This window comes from Pseudomonas sp. R1-7 (genome assembly GCF_051132105.1).
GTDB lineage: Bacteria > Pseudomonadota > Gammaproteobacteria > Pseudomonadales > Pseudomonadaceae > Aquipseudomonas.
In genome coordinates this window covers 854,152-872,095 of the sequence record NZ_CP071661.1, presented here as the reverse complement: position 1 = coordinate 872,095, position 17,944 = coordinate 854,152, and the positions used below count along the sequence as shown (strand labels likewise).

The window sequence follows — 17,944 nt, the reverse complement described above, 5'->3', positions numbered from 1 at the left end:
ATCTTCCTGATGCCATCGGTTAAGGCGATGGTGTCCACCTAAATTTAAGTGGACACCATTTTTAGCCTTTTTAAGCGGACGCCAATGCCACAAGAACGCCGTTCCTATTCCAAGTCCTTCAAGGCCCAGGTCATTACTGAGTGCGCCCATCCTGACACTTCAATTGCCAATGTCGCCTTGACCCACAACCTCAATGCAAACCTCGTCCATAAATGGATTCGGGTGCATGCGCAGAAAAACCTGGCACTGCAAACTGCCTTCATCCCGGTCAAGACTTCGCCGCCGGTGCCGATGCATCAGGCCCTTCCTGCCACGATCCGAATCGAAGTGCCGCATCCAAAAGGTGTAGTCGTGGTGAGTTGGCCAGCAGAAAATGCAGCGGCGTGTTCTGCTTTCCTACGAGACCTGCTGCGATGATCCGCGTCGATTCCATCTGGCTCGCCACCGAGCCCATGGACATGCGCGCCGGCACTGAAACCGCGCTCGCACGAGTCGTGGCGGTGTTCGGTGCGGCGAAGCCGCACTGTGCCTATCTGTTCGCCAACCGCCGCGCCAATCGAATGAAAGTGCTGGTGCATGACGGCGTGGGGATTTGGCTTGCCGCCCGGCGTTTGAATCAAGGACGCTTCTTCTGGCCGGGTGTGCGACACGGCTCCGAAGTTGAGTTGGATGCCGAGCAACTTCAGGCCCTGGTGCTCGGTTTACCTTGGCAGCGCGTCGGTGCAGGCGGAATCATCTCGATGCTTTAACATCTGCCATGGCGTGCTTGCCAGCGCAATTGGCCCATCAGTCTATCGTCGCCATCAGCCCTCTCTGGCAAAATCGGCGGCATGACTTTGCATCCAAATCTCGATCAATTAAACCCTGAACAACTGCGTGCCCTGGCGGCGCAGTTGATCCAGCGCGTCGAGACAATGGACAAGCAAATCACTCATCACAAGTCGGTCAACGAGAAACTGGCCCACGAGATCGCGCTGCTCAAACGCTTCAAGTTTGCCAAGCGCAGCGAGCAGTTGAGCCCGGATCAAGCCAGCCTGCTCGACGACTTGATCGATACGGATATCGCCGCTATCGAAGCCGAACTTGAGGCGCTGCAACCGGCACCTGTCGAAGCCAAAGTGCGCCAGCAACCCAAGCGCGCACCGCTGCCACCGCAGTTTCCTCGCACACTGATCCATCACGAACCGGACAACAGCCACTGCCAGTGCGGCTGCGCCCTCAAGCGCATCGGCGAAGACGCCAGCGAAAAGCTCGACTACACGCCCGGCGTATTCACCGTCGAGCGTCACATCCGTGGAAAGTGGGCCTGCGAGCAGTGTGAAACGCTAATCCAGGCGCCGGTACCGGCGCACGTCATCGACAAAGGCGTCCCGACCGCAGGCCTGCTGGCCCACATCATGGTGGCCAAGTTCGCCGACCATCTGCCGCTGTATCGCCAAGAGAAAATCTTCGGCCGCGCCGGGCTGCCCATCGCCCGTTCGACACTGGCGCAGTGGGTGGGTCAAACCGGCGTACAACTGCAACCGCTCGTGGAAGCACTGCGCGAGGCAGTGCTGGCCCAGCGAGTCGTCCATGCCGATGAAACACCCGTGCAGATGCTGGCACCGGGTGAAAAGAAAACGCACCGAGCGTATGTCTGGGCCTACTGCACGACACCATTCTCGGCACTGAAGGCGGTAGTCTACGACTTCAGCCCGAGCCGTGCTGGCGAACATGCGCGCAACTTCCTGGGCACTTGGAACGGCAAGCTGGTCTGCGATGGCTTCGCAGGCTACAAGGCCGGCTTCGAAGGGGGCATCACCGAAATCGGCTGCATGGCCCATGCTCGCCGCAAGTTCTTCGACCTGCATGTGGCGAACAAAAGCCAACTGGCCGAACAGGCGCTGCACTCAATCGGCGGCCTATACGAGGTTGAACGAAAGGCCAAAGAGATGAGCGATGAAGATCGCTGGCGATTACGTCAAGAAATGGCGATTCCTATCGCGGAGAAGTTGCATGAGTGGATGCTGGCTCAGCGCGAACTTGTGCCCGAGGGCTCGGCCACAGCCAAGGCTCTGGATTACAGCCTGAAACGCTGGGTAGCGCTGACGCGCTACCTCAATGATGGTGCTGTGCCCATCGACAACAATCGGGTCGAAAATACGATCCGGCCTTGGGCCCTTGGCCGTTCGAATTGGCTCTTCGCCGGATCACTGCGCAGCGGTAAACGAGCGGCGGCAATTATGAGCTTGATTCAATCGGCACGCATGAATGGGCATGATCCGTTCGCGTATCTCAAGGATGTACTGACGCGGTTGCCGACACAGAGGGCCAGTGCAATTGACCAATTACTACCGCATCAATGGGCACAGGGCTCCTAACACGCTATGAGCTACATTCAGTCCGACGCGTCTGAATCTAATGGTGTCGATGGAGGTATTTGCCATGCGGGTTTTTTGTCATCCTGACTGTCGAAAATACGCCGCGCCTTGCGGAAATCCTCAACGTTCTCGACAACCCAAGTCCAGATAGGTGACATGCGGATCAACAGTCCCATACCCAGCGGCGTCAGCTCATACTCGACACGTGGCGGAATCTCACCGAACTCCCGCCGAACCACTAGCCCATCCCGCTCCATGGAGCGTAGCGTCTTGGTTAACATCCGCTGAGTCACCCCAGTCATCTGCCTTTTTATTTCGGCATGGCGCATCGTGCCGTAAACCCCCAGGGCATGCAGAATACCTAACGACCAGCGGCTACCTGCGTGAGCAAGCACTTCTCGTCTGACGCCATCATCGTCTTCTCTAAGCGTTCGGCAAATTGTTTCTGCCTGGCTGAGAGCCTCCTGATCGGTCATTTCATTCTCTGGTATCACAGGTGTGCCTTCTTACGAACGTTGCCTAATCGTGCAAGCATTTGTTCATCTTACAGGCAACAGGTCTCAGGAGAAATCATGACCGAAGTGACCCAGCTTTCCCCCCAATCCATTCTCGTTCTAGGCGCCGGTGAGCTTGGGCTGCCGGTTCTGCGCAATCTTGCGCGAGTAGCAAAGCGCGCGCCCGGCTCCACAATCAGCGTCCTGCTCAGGGATTCGACCATCAACACTCAGGTGCCCGAGAAAAAGGTCGAAATCGATGAGCTTCGAGATCTTGGCATCCAGATGGTGGCCGCAGATCTCGTGAATAATTCAATCGATCAGTTGGCTGAAGTGTTCGCACGGTTCGATACCGTAATAGGCTGCGCAGGCATGGTTGCAGGCCGGGAAACCCCGATGAAGCTGGCTACAGCAGCTCTCAAGTCCGGTGTGAAGCGCTACTTTCCTTGGCAGTTTGGTGTCGACTTCGAGGTAATCGGTCGGGGCAGTCCTCAAGATCTGTTCGATGCTCAGCTTGATGTACGCGAATTGCTTCGCGCCCAGGATAAAACTGAATGGGTAATCATCTCGACGGGTATGTTCACCAGCTTTCTATTCGAGCCAGTATTCGAGGTGGTTGACTTCGAAAACGATACCGTGAACGCGCTAGGCAGTCTTGAGACCAGCGTGACGCTCACGACTCCAGAAGACATTGGTGCGTTGACAGCGGAAATTGTTTTCTTCGAACCTCGCTTCCGCGATCAGATTGTGTACCTCTCGGGAGATACAGTGACGTACGGAGAGGTTGCGAGCCTCCTCGAACGTGTACTGGGTCGCCCGTTCAAACGTAACGTGTGGACTGTTCCGTACTTGCTCCAAGAATTGGAGAGAGACCCAACGCATCACATCAAGAAGTACCGCGCTGTGTTCGCCCAGGGCAGAGGCGTGGCCTGGCCTAAAGCAGGCACTTTCAACGCGCAGCAGTCGACTCAAGTCACGACCGCTGAGGAGTGGGCCCGTGCAAATCTGGCAACCTCATCAGCATAAGGGCAGTAGCTGAACGAACGTTCTCGCGCTCGGAGTTGACCTGCTAAAAAGCTCCTCAGTCTGATAATGGGCGCTGATAACCGAAGCTAAGGCGCGGAGAATGGGTCTGGTAATCCAAGACGACCGAATCTTTATCTTATCCGCACCATCTGCCGAGGTCTGAGGCGTCCCACTTCACTATCTATTGAGTTTTCTAAGCGCGAATTCCGAACCACGGTGACTTAACCAAGCGCTTACTAAAGCCTTGCAAATGAGCGTGGTTTTGAGGAGCACGGGGGAGAATGGTGTGGTCAAGGTGTGTCTGCCGGACGCTTACCCGGCTATGCCGGTGTTCGTGGTTATACCAGCGCATAAAATCCCTGACCCAAGCCCGTGCGGCCTCCAGGCTGGCAAAGCCATCCGTCGGCCATTGCGGGCAATATTTCAACGTTCTGAACAACGACTCCGAGTACGGATTATCGTTGCTCACACGCGGTCGGCCACGCGACGGTGTGATGCCCAAGTCATGCATCTTGCTCAACAGCGTCAACGATTTCATCGGCGCGCCATTGTCCGAATGCAGCACCAGCGACTCGCGCAAACATTGTTCGCCGATCACGCTGCGTTGCAGCAAAGCAGCCGCCTTCTCGCCGCTTTCTTCTTCGTAGACCTCCCAGCCCACGGCCTTGCGGCTGTAGATATCCTCGATCAGGTACAAGTAGTAATACTTTCCTCGAACCGGCGAAGGCAGGTATGTGATGTCCCATGACCACACCTGGTTCGGTCCTTTGGCGGCGTGAGTTGTCGGTGCCGCGTGTCGTCGGGGTCGCTGGCTGCGACCTCGATGCTGTTGTTGACCCGCTGCACGCAGCACCCGATAAAACGTGGCCTCCGATGCCAGATAGCGCTGCTGGTCGGCCAGCCTCGGCACAATCTGACTCGGCGGTAAATGGGCGTAGGCCGGGCAGTTGCACAGCGTCAGGATCGCTTGTTGTTCGCTCTCGCTCAACGCATTGCGTGGCCTGGGTCGTACCGTGGTGGTTCGGGCATCTGCCTGAACAGCCTCGGTTTCAGTCCAGCGCTGCAAGGTTCTGAGCGAGAGGCCGACTTCCTGACAGGCTCTGATCTTCCGGGCTCCGGCCAGTTGCGCTTCATGCAACCAGGTCACGAGCAATTGCCGTTCCGGCAAAGCCGTCAACTGTCCTCGTTGTCGATCCCCCAGTAATCGTTGAGCTTTTTTCGCAGCACCAGCAACGCGGCAGTTTCAGCCAGCGCCTTATCTTTACGGCGTAGTTCGCGCTCAAGTTGCTCGATGCGTTTCTTGTCCTTGCGGGCTTGCTCGCGGTCGTCTTTGGACTGAGCCTTTTCCGACTTTTGACCACTGATGAAAGCTTGTCGCCACGCCTTGATCTGCTCGGGGTAAAGGCCTTTTCGACGGCAGTACTCACCCAGTTCGATCTCGGATAAACCGCTGGCTTCAAGAACGACGGCAAACTTGGTTTCGGCTGTCCAGTTTTGGGCCGATGGGGTGTTTTCGGGCACTGCGTTTCCTTCAAAACTGACCTGTTTTCGCCAGTTGGACAAAGACATTTCGCTGACCCCTTCGCGCCGGGAAACCTCGGCCATCGATAGGTTGAGCGGGGGAAGCAGCATCTTGAGCAATGCGGCTTTGCGTTCCGGTGAATAGTACGGCACGAGCAGTCTCTTTCCGCCCCCGATTAGTGTTTTCAGGAAATTTCGGAGAGGCGACAACTATCCTGACCGGGGGGCGGGAGGCAACATCCGCCCCGAAGCTGACATCAGGCGATGGGGGTGTTCGTAGATTTCAAATCCACCTATGCCGGTTCGATTCCACCCTCGGCCTCCACGCTTACCCAACGAGCAGTCGCCCAAGGGTAGCTTTGTGCTAGCATCAGATTCGCAGGCTTTTTTCTGCACCTACAGGATGGCACCTCATACCTGGTTCTGACAGCACTATCGGGTAAGTGGTTTCACAACCAGGGGATTGGTATGGCGGCCCTCAATATATTTAAAATATACACTGCCCAACTGGATAATTTGGTCGAGTCATTAACAGCTAATAACCTTACGTTCGTACAAGAAATAGAACGTGAGCACGAAGAGAAACGTTTTAATCTGAGGCTCTTCTTTACACAGAGTGCCTACCCCACTCCAATAAAGTGGACCGCCGACCTAGCAAAAAATTTTCAAATCGAAGAAAAGAGCACCCCTCATTACGCCGCCGCCGTAATAGTTACCTTTGATGATCAAGCATTTGTATTAAGTTATGGATCAGCGCACTTTTATATCTCGAAATTTTCCGATCTCGACTTCGGTATAGATATAGCCAGTCGACTGCTGAGCTCGTTCAAAATAAAAAGTTCGCAAGAGTTTGCCGGAAGCCGATTAAGAAGCATCGACACATATAAAATCATTTCAGATCTGGCGTATGAAGCTGGTGAAGCTGTCGATTACATTCGAGGTATTCCAGCTGACATCACAATGTGGGGACGGAACATCAGTTGCGGACATTCAGTTCATCTTAGGCACCGAAAATTCGGAGTAGAAAACTGTCATCTCATATGCCAGAGACTCGTCAGAGTGCTTGAAGGTGATATTGTAAAACAGATTCCTCGACGAATTATGATCCATCAACAAGACGTAATTCTTCAACAAGATCAAAAGTTGATAGAAGCGATTGAAAACGATCTGTATATGGCCGACATCAGTCCAACGCAGCTATCAGGTGTCGCTCTGATGTTTCCTGAAGAGCGCGACTATGTGCTTAGGACACCCAAACAACGATTTGTCTTGAATGACGAACTTGAGTTGACGACGCTTCGCACCATTGCACGTGAAGATTTCGATGGAGATTATGAAGCGCTATTCAATGCAACAGTTGCTATTTTGGGTGATGATGGCGAGAGGCAGATAACAACACTCAAGGACATCTTGGATTACAAGGATGAAGAAGGCTACTATCTCGAGGGTGGTAGGTGGCATCGATATGATTTAACTTACCTGAATACAATTCGTCAAGAAGTCAATCGGATTGACACTAGATTCTCGATTGAAATGCCTCTATTTAATTATGAGGCTTTTGAGATTTGGAAAGGACAGCAGACCGGCAGAGTTAGATATGCCGAGCGCTTTGTCAACGTAACACTGGCCGAAAACTTTGGGTACTGTGACGGCGATCGTGATTTGAGCTCGCCAGAAGGTGCTACGGTAGAAGTTGCCGATCTTTTTAAGGATGAGACGATCTTCATCGTAAAAATTGGAGAACCGCAAAAACTGAACTATGCAATTGACCAGGCGATGGCGTCTCTTAGTGTTCTTGAACGAAGCTCATTCATTGCTCAAGCAAATGGAACAGACTTTTATGTAAAGCAGGTATGCTTATGGTTATTTATCGAACGCCAAACAGACATTGAACGCCTGTCTGATCTGAATTCTCTTATATTCCTCACTAAGCTGGCCAACTGGAGAAAGTTCACACTTCTACGCGGAAGAATTCCCATAGTAAACATTAGTTACAGGCGCACGCCCCAACAAAACACTGCTGCGCGACAATAGCGAACCAGTCCCAAAACTACTCCCAGCTCAATTGTACCTCTAGGGAAGACTTGGGTCAGCCCGTTGCCCGATGCCTGAATCGTCCATAGTTTCCCAGATACCAGCGACTGGCACCTATTGGCCGAACGCGTGCGCCTGTGAGGGGCCTCTTCGGGAATGGGGCCGCTTCCCGGCTGGTCGTCCGCTTTTTTGGCCGAGGCAGCGTAAAGACGTTTTTGAGCACGTCTGATGCTCAAAACCGGACTGAAAATCGCGTTTCTACGCGAAATCCACATCTGCTAACGTGCCGATAAATTTAAGATTTAACGCGGATGCCCACACTGCAATTTTGGCGAAGCGTTTTTACACACTCTGGGCCGATTGCTGCCTTCCACAGCAATAATCACGGTCAGCAATCAATAAACCAGTTGTAAAATTGGTATCCCGCGCTAACCGACACCGCACATGTGCCCAGCGTCAATAGAGGCCACTGTCCTTCGACACCAAGCCACCACTGCACCTTGAACAGAAGAGCTCCCACCAACACGCAGGCCAGAACACCAAGAGCCAGGCCAACCAAAGCGAACAGCCGAGCCCCTAACCCTGGGTTTCCGCCGTGCCAGTTCTCACTCAGGCAAAAGGGGCAATGATTGGACGAAGGCGAATACCCCCAGAAACCACGGCTATATGACGCCCTCGGAACCATCGCGTTGCCACATTTGTGGCAGGTAACCATCGAGTGTCTCATACCGCACCTCAGCTCAAATCGTCCTAGATGAGCCCATGGTGCGCTACCGCGGAAAAAACCCAACCGCGTGACCTGACATGTACCCAGCACCCGGTCTGAGCTGGACATCAAACCCTCCTGGCCAGGCAACCGAGGTTATGCTGTACACGAACGAATCTATTGAATGCTCCCCTGTGGTTGATTGGCCTCGCCCAGTCGCAAAACGAGAATTCAGGACGCCAGTTCAACTCCTCAAATAGCCGCTCATCGGAAATACGTGCACGGGGGCACTTATGGGGGCATCTAATAATAAAATTTTAACTAAATTCATCAAAAACAATAAGTTATGCATATATTTTCAATCCCCCCGGCCCACCAACCCAACAAAAAAAGACGTCCTCAAACGTCTTTTTTTGTGCCTGGAATTCAGTCAAACCAAGCTCCCAGCACCATCAAGCAAGCAATACCAATCACTTCAGCGCAGCCAACCCCCTACGCGCCACCTTTTCATTTTTCATGGCCGCGATTTCACGCTCACACGCTTCCACATCGAAAGAGTTGTCCCACTTGGCAATGGCGATCGTGCCGATACCGTTCCCGATCAAATTCGTCACGGCTCGCGCTTCGTTGAGGAATCGGTCGATGCCCAGGAGCAGGACAAGGCCTACCAGCGGAATGGAGTGGATGGTGGTGAGCGTTGCCGCAAGGGTGATGAATCCGGCCCCTGCCACGCCAGCCGAACCTTTCGACGTGAGCAGGAAAACGCCCAACAGGATCATCTGGTCCATAAACGTCAGCGGTGTGTTGGTTGCCTGGGCGATGAAGATCGCGGCCATGGTCAGGTAGATGCAGGTGCCATCCGCATTGAAGGTGTAGCCCGTCGGCAGCACCATCCCCACCACCGATTTCTTGCAGCCCAGCTTTTCAAGCTTGACCATCATTCGCGGCAGCACGGCCTCGGTCGAGCACGTTCCGAGCGTGATCAGAATCTCGTCCTTGAAGTAACGGAGAAACTGGAGCAGGGGCATGCCTGACCATCGGGCCACCGTGCCCAGCACGATCACGATGAAGACCAGGGTGGTGACGTAGAGCGCTACCAGCAGTTGGCCGAGGGACAGCAGCGTACCGATGCCATACTTGCCGATCGTGAACGCCATTCCCGCGCCAGCGCCAATCGGAGCCAGCCGCATGACCATGGCAACGATCTTGAACAGCCCTTGCAGAAACAGATCGATGGTGTTGATCAGCGGCTTGCTGGTCTCACCCATTTGAACCAGGGCCACCCCCATCAAGACAGAAAGCAGGATGACTTGCAGCATGACGCCATTGGAAAACGCACCGACAAAGGTTGGCGGGATGATGTTCATGAAGAAATCAACGGTGCCGCCCTGGGCAGAGGCGGCCTGGCTGTACTTGGCGATAGCACTGCCATCGAGTGTCTCGACATGGATGTTCATCCCCACGCCGGGCTTGGCGATGTTAACCACGACAAGGCCGATAACCAGCGCGATGGTTGAAAGAATCTCGAAATAGATCAGCGATTTTACGCCAATTCTTCCAACCTCTTTGATGTTGCCCATCTTGGCAATACCGACCACCACGGTGCCAAAAATAATCGGGGCCAACAGCATTTTGATCAGCCTGATAAAACCATCTGCAAAAGGCTGGAGCTTGGCGCCGAACTGCGGCTCGAAGTGACCAATTGCGGCGCCGACCACGATGCCGATCAGGACCTGCACATACAGCTGGCTATACCAGCGGGACTTGGAGATTTCCACGGGAGCACCTCATTTTATTGTTGTGATGGGCGTGTGGTGTGGCGTCAGTGGGTGACGCCTGATAACGGCGGCCTCAGGCGAAGAGGCCGAGTTCGGGCTATCAACCCTCGCCCAATTCACGCATGACGGCGTACAAGGCGGACTTGGCTTCGAAGCCGACACCCGGAATGTCCGGCAGGCCCACATAGCCGTTTTCCACGCGAATCCCGTCGGCAAACCCGCCGAACGGCTGGAACACATCGGGATAGGATTCGTTACCGCCCAGATGCAGGCCCGCGGCGATATTCAGGGACATCTGATGGCCTCCGTGGGGAACGACGCGACGCGAAGACCAGCCCATGTCTTCCATCACTTTCAGGGTGCGCATGTACTCGACCAGGCCATAGGACAGCGCGCAGTCGAACTGGACGTAGTCACGATCGGGACGCATGCCGCCATGGCGCAGCAGGTTGCGGGCGTCTTGATGGGAAAACAGGTTTTCGCCGGTGGCCATCGGCAGCTCATAGTGTTTGGCCAATTCAGCCTGCAAGGCATAGTCGAGGGGGTCGCCTGCTTCTTCGTACCAGAACAGGTTGTAGGGTTTCAAAGCCTCGGCATAGGCAATGGCCGTGTCTTGGTCAAAGCGCCCGTTGGCATCCACAGCCAGGCGACGCCCATCACCGACCACCTTGATCACCGATTCGATTCGCCGAAGATCATCAGCCAGAGGCGCCGCGCCGATCTTCATCTTGACCACGTCGTAGCCGCGATCCAGGTAGCTGCGCATTTCATCCTGAAGCTTGGCGTCGTCCTTGCCTGGGTAGTAGTAACCACCGGCGGCGTAGACCCAGACTTTGTCGTCGGCCACGCCGCTGCGGTAACGGTCAGCCAACAGGCGATACAACGGCTTGCCTTCGATCTTGGCGACGGCGTCCCAGACGGCCATGTCGATGGTGCCCACGGCAACCGAGCGTTCGCCATGACCTCCGGGTTTTTCGTTGGTCATCAGGGCTTTCCAGATGGCGAACGGATCAAGGTTATTGTTTTCTTTATCGATCAGCGACTCAGGGTCGGCTTCGGTGATACGCGCCAGGAAACGGTCACGCATCAAAGCGCCTTGGCCATAACGTCCGTTGGAGTTGAAACCGTAGCCGATGACCGGTTTACCCTCGCGAATCACATCCGTGACGACAGCGACGACCGAGCAGGTCATCTTGGAAAAGTCGATGTAGGCATTGGCAATTGGCGAGGCAATGGAAACGGTTTTTTCACGGATGTCGATGATGCGCATGGCGGGTTCCTCTTGTTGTTGATGGCCCCACGTTATGCTTTGCGATGGCACCCGCCCAATGCTAATAATGCCGCGCCCCATGCACAGGAGGCATTGCCCTTGGAACTCGTTTGGCTAGAAGATTTTTCAGCGTTGGCGGAGTACGGCAGCTTTGTTCGCGCCGCTGAAGCGCGCCACGTGACTCAACCGGCGTTCAGCCGCAGAGTTCGTGCACTGGAAAACTGGATGGGTGTGGAACTGTTCGTTCGCACGCCACAAGGTGCCACGCTGACCGAGGCGGGAAAGCAGATTTTGCCCAGTGCCCAGGAGACGGCGAGGCGCTTGTACCGCATGCGCAGCGAAGCCCAGGAAGTGGCTGGCATGGCGATCAAGACGCTACAATTCGCGGCCACCCATTCGCTGTCATTCACGTTTTTTCCGAAGTGGCTGAGAAGCACGGAAAACGGTGCCCCCATCGAGGCGGTGAGATTGCATTCCGATAGCATGGCGGCCTGTGAGCAGATGCTGATCCAGGGCCAGGTGCAATTCCTGCTTTGCCATCGTCATCCGGATGTCCCACCGCTGTTGGCCCCTGATCAGTTCACAGGCAAAAAAGTCGGCGAGGATGTACTCGTCCCACTGGCGAGCGCTTCTGCGAACTTTGGCAATGCGCCCGCATCGCTGCCGTACCTGGCGTATACCCAAGAGTCCGGGTTGGGGCGCATCGTCGCTCATCGACTCCAGGGCAAGGAAGAGTTCCTGCACCTCAAGCCGCTGTTCAGCAGTCACCTCGCAGCGGTGCTCATGTCCATGGCGCTGGAAAACAAAGGTGTGGCCTGGCTGCCAAGCAGCCTGACCGAGCAAGAGGTCGCCGACGGTCGCCTGGTACGAGCCCTTGATGAAAGTTGGGATATTCCCTTGGACATTCACCTCACTCGGCCAACGGGTGCCATTAGCCCATCGGCGGAGGAGTTTTGGGCGAAGTTGAGGGATTGCTGAAGTTGCTTCGCCCGCGTCGGGCCATTGCGCCTCGACAGTCATCTCAGGTGTGATCGCGCCTCATCTCTGCCCATTCGATCAACGCCTGGATCGACGGCCCGAGTGCATGGCCCATGGGCGTGAGCCTGTATTCCACCTTCGGTGGCACTTGCGGATACACCGTCCGCTGCACAATGCCGTCCTTTTCCAACTGTTTTAGCTGTTGGATCAGCATCTTCTGGTTGATCCCTTCTATCAGCTTCTCCAGATCCGAGAAACGCAGCGCGCCCTTCGCCGCGAAAAGCTGGCACAAGATAATGATCTTCCACTTCCCTTCCAGCACGCGAAGCGTTTCGGTCGTTGCCTCGGCCCATTTCCGACGATTTTGCGGATCGCCGCAATCCCATTCCCGTTCCATTTCTTCCTCGATGGTGAGTTACACACCTTTTGGTAGGTACTTACCGTTATCACACCAGCCTCCTAGAATCGGTGCAAGACAAATGATCCAGGAGACTCAGACATGAAAATCGGCATCATCGGAACCGGTAACATCGGGGGCACCCTCGCTCGCAAATTCAAGGCAGCGGGCCACGACATACGTGTTGCAAACTCTCGTGGCATCAACGGCGTTCGCGCATTCGCCGAAGAAATTGGAGCCGAACCGGTGGACATTCGCGGCGCAGTCGAGGGCGCTGATGTGATCGTGCTATCCATACCGCTACCGGCGTTGCGCGCATTACCTGCTGATCTGTTTACCGGTGTACCAGGCAGCGTCCCGGTGGTGGACACGAGTAATTACTACCCTGGCCTACGTGATCCCAACATTGCTGAAATTGATCAAGGGATGACGGAAAGCGTTTGGGTTTCAAAGCAGATTGGGCGCCCCGTCATCAAGGCTTTCAACAATATCCTGGCCTATACCTTGGCCGAGTTGGGCAGTGGCCAAGGCACTCCAGGTCGCTTGGCAGCGGCAGTGGCCGGCGACGATCCCAAGGCCAAGGAAACGGTGATGTCCCTGGTCAACCAAGCAGGCTTCGATCCGGTGGACGGAGGTTCCCTGGGAGAGTCCTGGAGACAGCAACCGTGTACGCCAGGCTATTGCTGCGACTACGACGCCGAGACTCTGCGCAAGGCGCTTTTGACCGCCTCCAAAGGGCAAGCCGCTGCGAAACGAGACGAGTTTCCTAAACACTTCGGGCGGCTCGGGCCCAACCCAAGCCATGCCGATATTGTCGCCATGAACCGCTCCCTCAACGCACTGGATTGACGCTGGTTAACCGGAGCGATTTCACCCCGTTCTAATGCGACGAAACATAAACAGACGGACCAACTGGCGCAGGCAACGCATACGTCGCCTTCATCCATTCAATCTCGGCCTGCGGCGCCCTGCCGAACATTCGCTTGAACTCACGGCTGAATTGCGAAGCGCTTTCATAGCCAACATTGAACGCCGCCGTCGAGGCGCTCATCGTGTTGCGCAACATCAATAAGCGCGCCTGGTGCAGGCGTGTCGATTTCAAATACTGCATGGGCGAAGAGTTCGTCACACCGCGAAAGTGCAGGTGAAAGTTGGGCACGCTCATGCCCGCTTCGTGAGCGAGTGTTTCGACGTCCAGATGCTCGTGGTAGCTGCCGTGGATCTTGCGGATCGCCCGGCTGATCTTGCCGAAGTGCCCCTGGCGAGCGAGGGCGGCGCGCATCGAACCGCCCTGCTCGCCGGTCAGGATGCGGTAGTAGATTTCCCGTATCAGCGACGGTCCGAGGATTTGCGCGTCGCCCGGATGACTCATTGCCTCCAGGAAACGCAGCGTCGAGCTGCGCAGCAGATCGTCCATGGGTGAGGAGTACATGCCTTTGGGTTGGGCATCGCTGGAGCCGAGGGTCTCGTCGACTTGCAACATCAACTCGCTGGCCAGTTGTAAATCGAGGCGCATGTAGATCGCCAGCATGGGCTCCTCGGCGCTGGCGTCGGTCTCCATGGTGAACGGAACCGGAACGGATACCACCAGGTAATGCTGGGCGTCGTACACATAGACTTCATCGCCCAGATAGCCGCGCTTGCGCCCCTGGCACAGGATCACGATACCGGGCTCGTATAGAACCGGCGTGCGCGTCAGTGGCCGGTTCGAACGAAGGAAACGAATCTCGTCCAGTGCGCTGAGGTTGTAGCCCTCGACTGGTGCAAGCTGCTCCATCAACTGCACCATGCGCGCAGCGGCCTCAGTCATTGTCGCCCCCTTTGCTGGCCGCTCAACCATCGGTCGAACGGGTCAGCGCTTCCCATTGATCAATCTCGCTGGCGGCCCGACTGAGTTTGTCGCGCACCAGATTCAGCGCATCGCTGCCCAACAGCAAATGCGCAGGCGGCGTCGGGCTGGCAATGATCTGCAATATCGCCTGCGCCGCTTTGCGAGGATCGCCCAGTTGCTTGCCGCTTTTCTCCACCCGCGCTTTACGTATCGGATCGAAACTGGCGTCGTAGTCGCCAATACTCCGCGCCGTGCGCTGCATCGAACGCCCCGCCCAATCGGTGCGGAACGAGCCCGGTGCCACCGCCGTCACAAAGATATTGAACGGTAGCAGCTCCTTGCTCAGCGTATCGGAAAGGCCTTCGAGGGCAAACTTGCTCGCGCAGTAATAGGAAATGCCCGGCATCGTAATGGTGCCACCCATGGATGTGATATTGAGGATATGCCCCGCACGGCGCTGGCGGAAATACGGCACGAAGGCCTTGGTCACCGCGACCGCGCCGAACACGTTGACATCGAACTGGCGACGCATCTCCTCCAGCGGCGATTCTTCGAAGATGCCTTCATGGCCGTAACCGGCATTGTTGACCAGGACATCGACAGGGCCGTAAGTGGCTTCTATCTGCGCCACTGCGCTATCGATTCGGTCGAACTCGGTGACGTCCAGGATCACGCCATGGGCACGCTCCGTGGAGAGCGCTTCGAAGGCCTGTAACGCCGCCTCACTGCGTACCGTGCCGATGACGCGGTGGCCTGCCGCGAGCGCTTCTTGCGCCAGGGTGTTGCCCAAGCCGCTGCTCACGCCGGTGATGAATAGGGTTTTTCTGTCGTGCATGGTGAACTCCACTGGATAAACAGGAGGTCATGGTAACGATCGAAAAATGGCCCACCTATGCCGGTTCGCCTTCGGGCATTGCCTATTCCTATCAGCGTGTCATATGCCGGGCCGATCATTTGCAACGGCTGGATAGAGCCGCATCGCTTTCGTGGCGAGGGAGCTTGCTCCCGCTGGGGCGCGCAGCGGCCCCTCGATTTTGCGGTCGCTGCGCAACCGAGCGGGAGCAAGCTCCCTCGCCACGGTCTGCTCCCTGGTCATGACAATAGGCCGAATGGAATGGCTCGACCCCGTTTATAGCCGCAAAGCGATGTAGGAAAGTCAGCAGTTTAAAAGTCAAAGCTCCTACTTGAAGCTCAGAAAGCGCTGTCTTGTGGCACTTGAGCGGGACGGCCTATAGTTCGTCGTCGCCCTAAAGGCGACTCGGGTTTGGCGACTCGACAACGAGGTAGCTCCTTTCAATTGAATGAGGTCCTACCCATGAATCGATACATGCCCATCACCGGCATCGACTGCACCCCCGCCACCCTGCTGATCGACACCGAAGCCCCGCTTGATGTCCTCTTCGAAACCGCTGACTACCGCATCCGCACCGTGACCCAACTGCTGGAAAATATTGCGTTCCGCTCAGAGATCAGTTCCGACACGCTGGTGCTTTCCGACTTTTGCAAAATGCTGACCATCGCGTTGCGCGACGGGTGTGATGTGATGGATGTGATTGGCAGGCGATTGCGGGCGCAGGCGGCGGAGTAAGTGGAGACGGGCGACTATGGCCATAACGTAGCCCCCACTGTCGGCAGCAACTACATCTATCTACTCCGATGAGCTGTGGCGCAGTTCGTCAAGAACTGCGCCACATTTTCAATCCAAAATGGCGCGATTCCGAGAACTGCGCCATAATCGCGCCAAATCTTCTCTAACAGCGCCAGCATAACCATGCCTTCGACCACCGACATACTGAACAGTATCCTGGCATCCAGGAGCGGGGCGAGCCTCTCAGAGCTTTTGACCAAGCACCCGGAAATCGCCCGGCGAACGGCGCAGCGCATCCTTGCAAACCTGGTCGAAAGCAGCCAAATCACTGCACAGGGAGAAGGCAGGGCACGACGTTATTTCGCAATAGAACACCAGGCCGAAACCCACGCCCTGAATACTGACACCGATGCCTTCCCTGCCTTCATTCCATTATCTGCAGACAGCCGGGACATACTCGCCTATATCAACCAGCCCACAGAAGCGCGCAAGCCTGTGGGCTACCAACGTGACTTTCTGGACGCCTATCGTCCTAACGAGACATGGTACTTACCTGAGTCGTTACGGCGCCAATTGCACAGAATGGGCAAAACCGCAGATGCGACGGAGCCAGCAGGCACTTACAGCCGGGCGGTCCTGAATCGCTTGTTGATTGATCTGTCATGGGCATCAAGCCATCTGGAAGGAAACACCTACTCACGGCTCGACACGCGACAACTCATCGAGCAAGGTAAGGCAGCACAGGGCAAGGCAGCTATAGAAACGCAGATGATCTTGAACCATAAGACAGCTATCGAGCTTTTGGTCGAGAACATCGAGAGTGCCGAGTTCAACCGTTACACATTGATGAACCTGCATAGCGCCTTGGCCGAAAACCTGCTGCCCAACCCAGCAGACGAAGGCCGAATTCGCCAGCACGCCGTCGACATCGGGAAAAGTACCTATCGCCCGCTCTCAACGCCACAGCAAATTGAAGATGCACTGGACGTCCTGCTTGGCAAAGCCAATCAGATCGCTGATCCGTTCGAGCAGTCTTTCTTCATGATGGTGCACCTGCCCTACTTGCAGCCCTTTGCCGACATCAATAAACGCACCTCCCGACTGGCAGCGAATCTCCCTTTGTTCCGGGCCAACCTTTGTCCGCTGACTTTTCTGGATGTACCGGAGCAGGCGTACAGCCGAGCCACATTGGGTGTGTACGAAATGACCCGTGTAGAGCTGCTTCGCGACCTGTATATCTGGGCCTACGAACGCTCAACACAGGAATATCTGGCAATCAAGCAAGACCTTGCGGAGCCGGACCCTTTACGCCTGGCATGGCGAGACTTCATCAAGAAGACCATTCGGGAAATCATCACTCACCCAGAACTTGACCCATTGTCATGTATTCAACGTTCGGTAGCGGAATATGTTTCGGTAAGAGAGCAGCCGGAGGTGCAAGCACTGATCGTCGAAGAACTCCGTCGACTGCACGAAGGGGTCCTCGCACGCTATGGGTTACGACCATCGGAGTTCATGTCCTGGAAGTCGCGCCATGGCCACTGATAGATGAGTAAAAAAGTGGACAGATAACGTGGTCTTTCCCCGTCCCCATTACGAAGAAAGGGGACCGAAGAAAGGGGACAGATTTATTTACCACCCCATATGGGCGTCGATTTCCGCCCTTTAAATAAATCCGTCCCCTTTTCCTCTATTCGGGAAATCATCACTCACCCAGAACTTGACCCATTGTCATGTATTCAACGTTCGGTAGCGGAATATGTTTCAGAAAGAGAACAGCCGGAAGTGCAAGCACTGATCGTCGAAGAACTCCGTCGCCTGCACGAAGGGGTGCTCGCGCGCTATGGGTTACGGCCATCAGAGTTCATGTCATGGAAGTCGCGCCATGGTCACTGATGGGAGATCACTGAGGTGATATTTGCCCTCTGCGTCGTCGCGTTGAACGCCACCATCGGTGTGTG

The 17,944-nt window shown here is 55.6% G+C and carries 15 protein-coding genes and 1 pseudogene; 9 read left to right on the top strand and 7 right to left on the bottom strand.

Translation table 11 applies throughout. The features are described from left to right. The first annotated feature begins 84 nt into the window (after positions 1-84). The 3 genes from tnpA to tnpC all read left to right on the top strand — a co-directional run bounded on the left by tnpA (position 85) and on the right by tnpC (position 2,360). The gene (gene tnpA, locus J3P79_RS03845) at positions 85-417 is read left to right on the top strand and encodes an IS66-like element accessory protein TnpA (protein WP_003173944.1); all 333 of its coding nucleotides are present in this window, start codon (positions 85-87) and stop codon (positions 415-417) included. Then, positions 414-749, top strand: a complete 336-nt coding sequence (tnpB, locus tag J3P79_RS03840) for an IS66 family insertion sequence element accessory protein TnpB (protein WP_003177794.1) — start codon at positions 414-416, stop codon at positions 747-749. The genes tnpA and tnpB overlap by 4 nt, the downstream gene beginning before the upstream one ends. An 81-nt stretch (positions 750-830) precedes the next feature. After that, entirely contained in the window at positions 831-2,360 is a 1,530-nt protein-coding gene (tnpC, locus tag J3P79_RS03835; protein ID WP_042944682.1) for an IS66 family transposase, read from the top strand. 17 nt (positions 2,361-2,377) lie between these two features. On the opposite strand, the gene J3P79_RS03830 is transcribed toward tnpC, so the two are convergent. Next, the gene (locus tag J3P79_RS03830) at positions 2,378-2,836 is read right to left on the bottom strand and encodes a winged helix-turn-helix transcriptional regulator (RefSeq protein ID WP_003429427.1); all 459 of its coding nucleotides are present in this window, start codon (positions 2,834-2,836) and stop codon (positions 2,378-2,380) included. A 96-nt stretch (positions 2,837-2,932) separates the two neighbouring features. Between J3P79_RS03830 and J3P79_RS03825 the strand changes: the two genes are divergently transcribed. Continuing rightward, entirely contained in the window at positions 2,933-3,880 is a 948-nt protein-coding gene (locus J3P79_RS03825) for an aromatic alcohol reductase (protein ID WP_003173940.1), read from the top strand. A 277-nt stretch (positions 3,881-4,157) separates the two neighbouring features. On the opposite strand, the pseudogene J3P79_RS03820 reads toward J3P79_RS03825, so the two are convergent. After that, positions 4,158-5,554: pseudogene (locus J3P79_RS03820) on the bottom strand (IS3 family transposase); the annotation flags it as partial. A gap of 315 nt (positions 5,555-5,869) precedes the next feature. Between J3P79_RS03820 and J3P79_RS03815 the strand changes: the two are divergent. After that, the gene (locus J3P79_RS03815; RefSeq protein ID WP_434608296.1) at positions 5,870-7,435 is read left to right on the top strand and encodes a DUF6119 family protein; all 1,566 of its coding nucleotides are present in this window, start codon (positions 5,870-5,872) and stop codon (positions 7,433-7,435) included. A 1,176-nt stretch (positions 7,436-8,611) separates the two neighbouring features. On the opposite strand, the gene dctA is transcribed toward J3P79_RS03815, so the two are convergent. After that, positions 8,612-9,919: a C4-dicarboxylate transporter DctA gene (gene dctA, locus J3P79_RS03810; protein ID WP_434608294.1), complete on the bottom strand. Its 1,308-nt coding sequence runs from the start codon at positions 9,917-9,919 to the stop codon at positions 8,612-8,614. A 100-nt stretch (positions 9,920-10,019) separates the two neighbouring features. Next, entirely contained in the window at positions 10,020-11,189 is a 1,170-nt protein-coding gene (locus tag J3P79_RS03805; protein WP_434608292.1) for a mandelate racemase/muconate lactonizing enzyme family protein, read from the bottom strand. A 99-nt stretch (positions 11,190-11,288) separates the two neighbouring features. Between J3P79_RS03805 and J3P79_RS03800 the strand changes: the two genes are divergently transcribed. Beyond that, complete coding sequence (locus tag J3P79_RS03800; RefSeq protein WP_434608290.1) at positions 11,289-12,167, top strand: LysR family transcriptional regulator; 879 nt, start codon at positions 11,289-11,291, stop codon at positions 12,165-12,167. A 43-nt stretch (positions 12,168-12,210) separates the two neighbouring features. Here J3P79_RS03800 and J3P79_RS03795 read toward each other — a convergent pair whose 3' ends face one another. After that, the gene (locus J3P79_RS03795; protein ID WP_249876225.1) at positions 12,211-12,564 is read right to left on the bottom strand and encodes a winged helix-turn-helix transcriptional regulator; all 354 of its coding nucleotides are present in this window, start codon (positions 12,562-12,564) and stop codon (positions 12,211-12,213) included. Positions 12,565-12,666: 102 nt separating this feature from the next. Between J3P79_RS03795 and J3P79_RS03790 the strand changes: the two genes are divergently transcribed. Next, positions 12,667-13,413 carry an NADPH-dependent F420 reductase gene (locus J3P79_RS03790; protein ID WP_434608287.1) on the top strand — a complete coding sequence of 249 codons (747 nt, stop codon included), beginning with the start codon at positions 12,667-12,669 and terminating at the stop codon, positions 13,411-13,413. Between the two features lie 31 nt (positions 13,414-13,444). On the opposite strand, the gene J3P79_RS03785 is transcribed toward J3P79_RS03790, so the two are convergent. Both J3P79_RS03785 and J3P79_RS03780 read right to left on the bottom strand, forming a co-directional pair. After that, the gene (locus tag J3P79_RS03785) at positions 13,445-14,374 is read right to left on the bottom strand and encodes an AraC family transcriptional regulator N-terminal domain-containing protein (protein ID WP_434608284.1); all 930 of its coding nucleotides are present in this window, start codon (positions 14,372-14,374) and stop codon (positions 13,445-13,447) included. A gap of 22 nt (positions 14,375-14,396) precedes the next feature. Beyond that, positions 14,397-15,230, bottom strand: a complete 834-nt coding sequence (locus tag J3P79_RS03780; protein ID WP_434608281.1) for an oxidoreductase — start codon at positions 15,228-15,230, stop codon at positions 14,397-14,399. 480 nt (positions 15,231-15,710) lie between these two features. On the opposite strand from J3P79_RS03780, the gene J3P79_RS03775 reads away from it, so the two are divergent. Both J3P79_RS03775 and J3P79_RS03770 read left to right on the top strand, forming a co-directional pair. Then, complete coding sequence (locus tag J3P79_RS03775) at positions 15,711-15,983, top strand: hypothetical protein (RefSeq protein WP_064107062.1); 273 nt, start codon at positions 15,711-15,713, stop codon at positions 15,981-15,983. 183 nt (positions 15,984-16,166) lie between these two features. Then, positions 16,167-17,528 (top strand): Fic family protein, encoded by a 1,362-nt coding sequence (locus tag J3P79_RS03770; protein ID WP_434608279.1) that lies wholly within the window; start codon positions 16,167-16,169, stop codon positions 17,526-17,528. Positions 17,529-17,944: the final 416 nt, after the last annotated feature.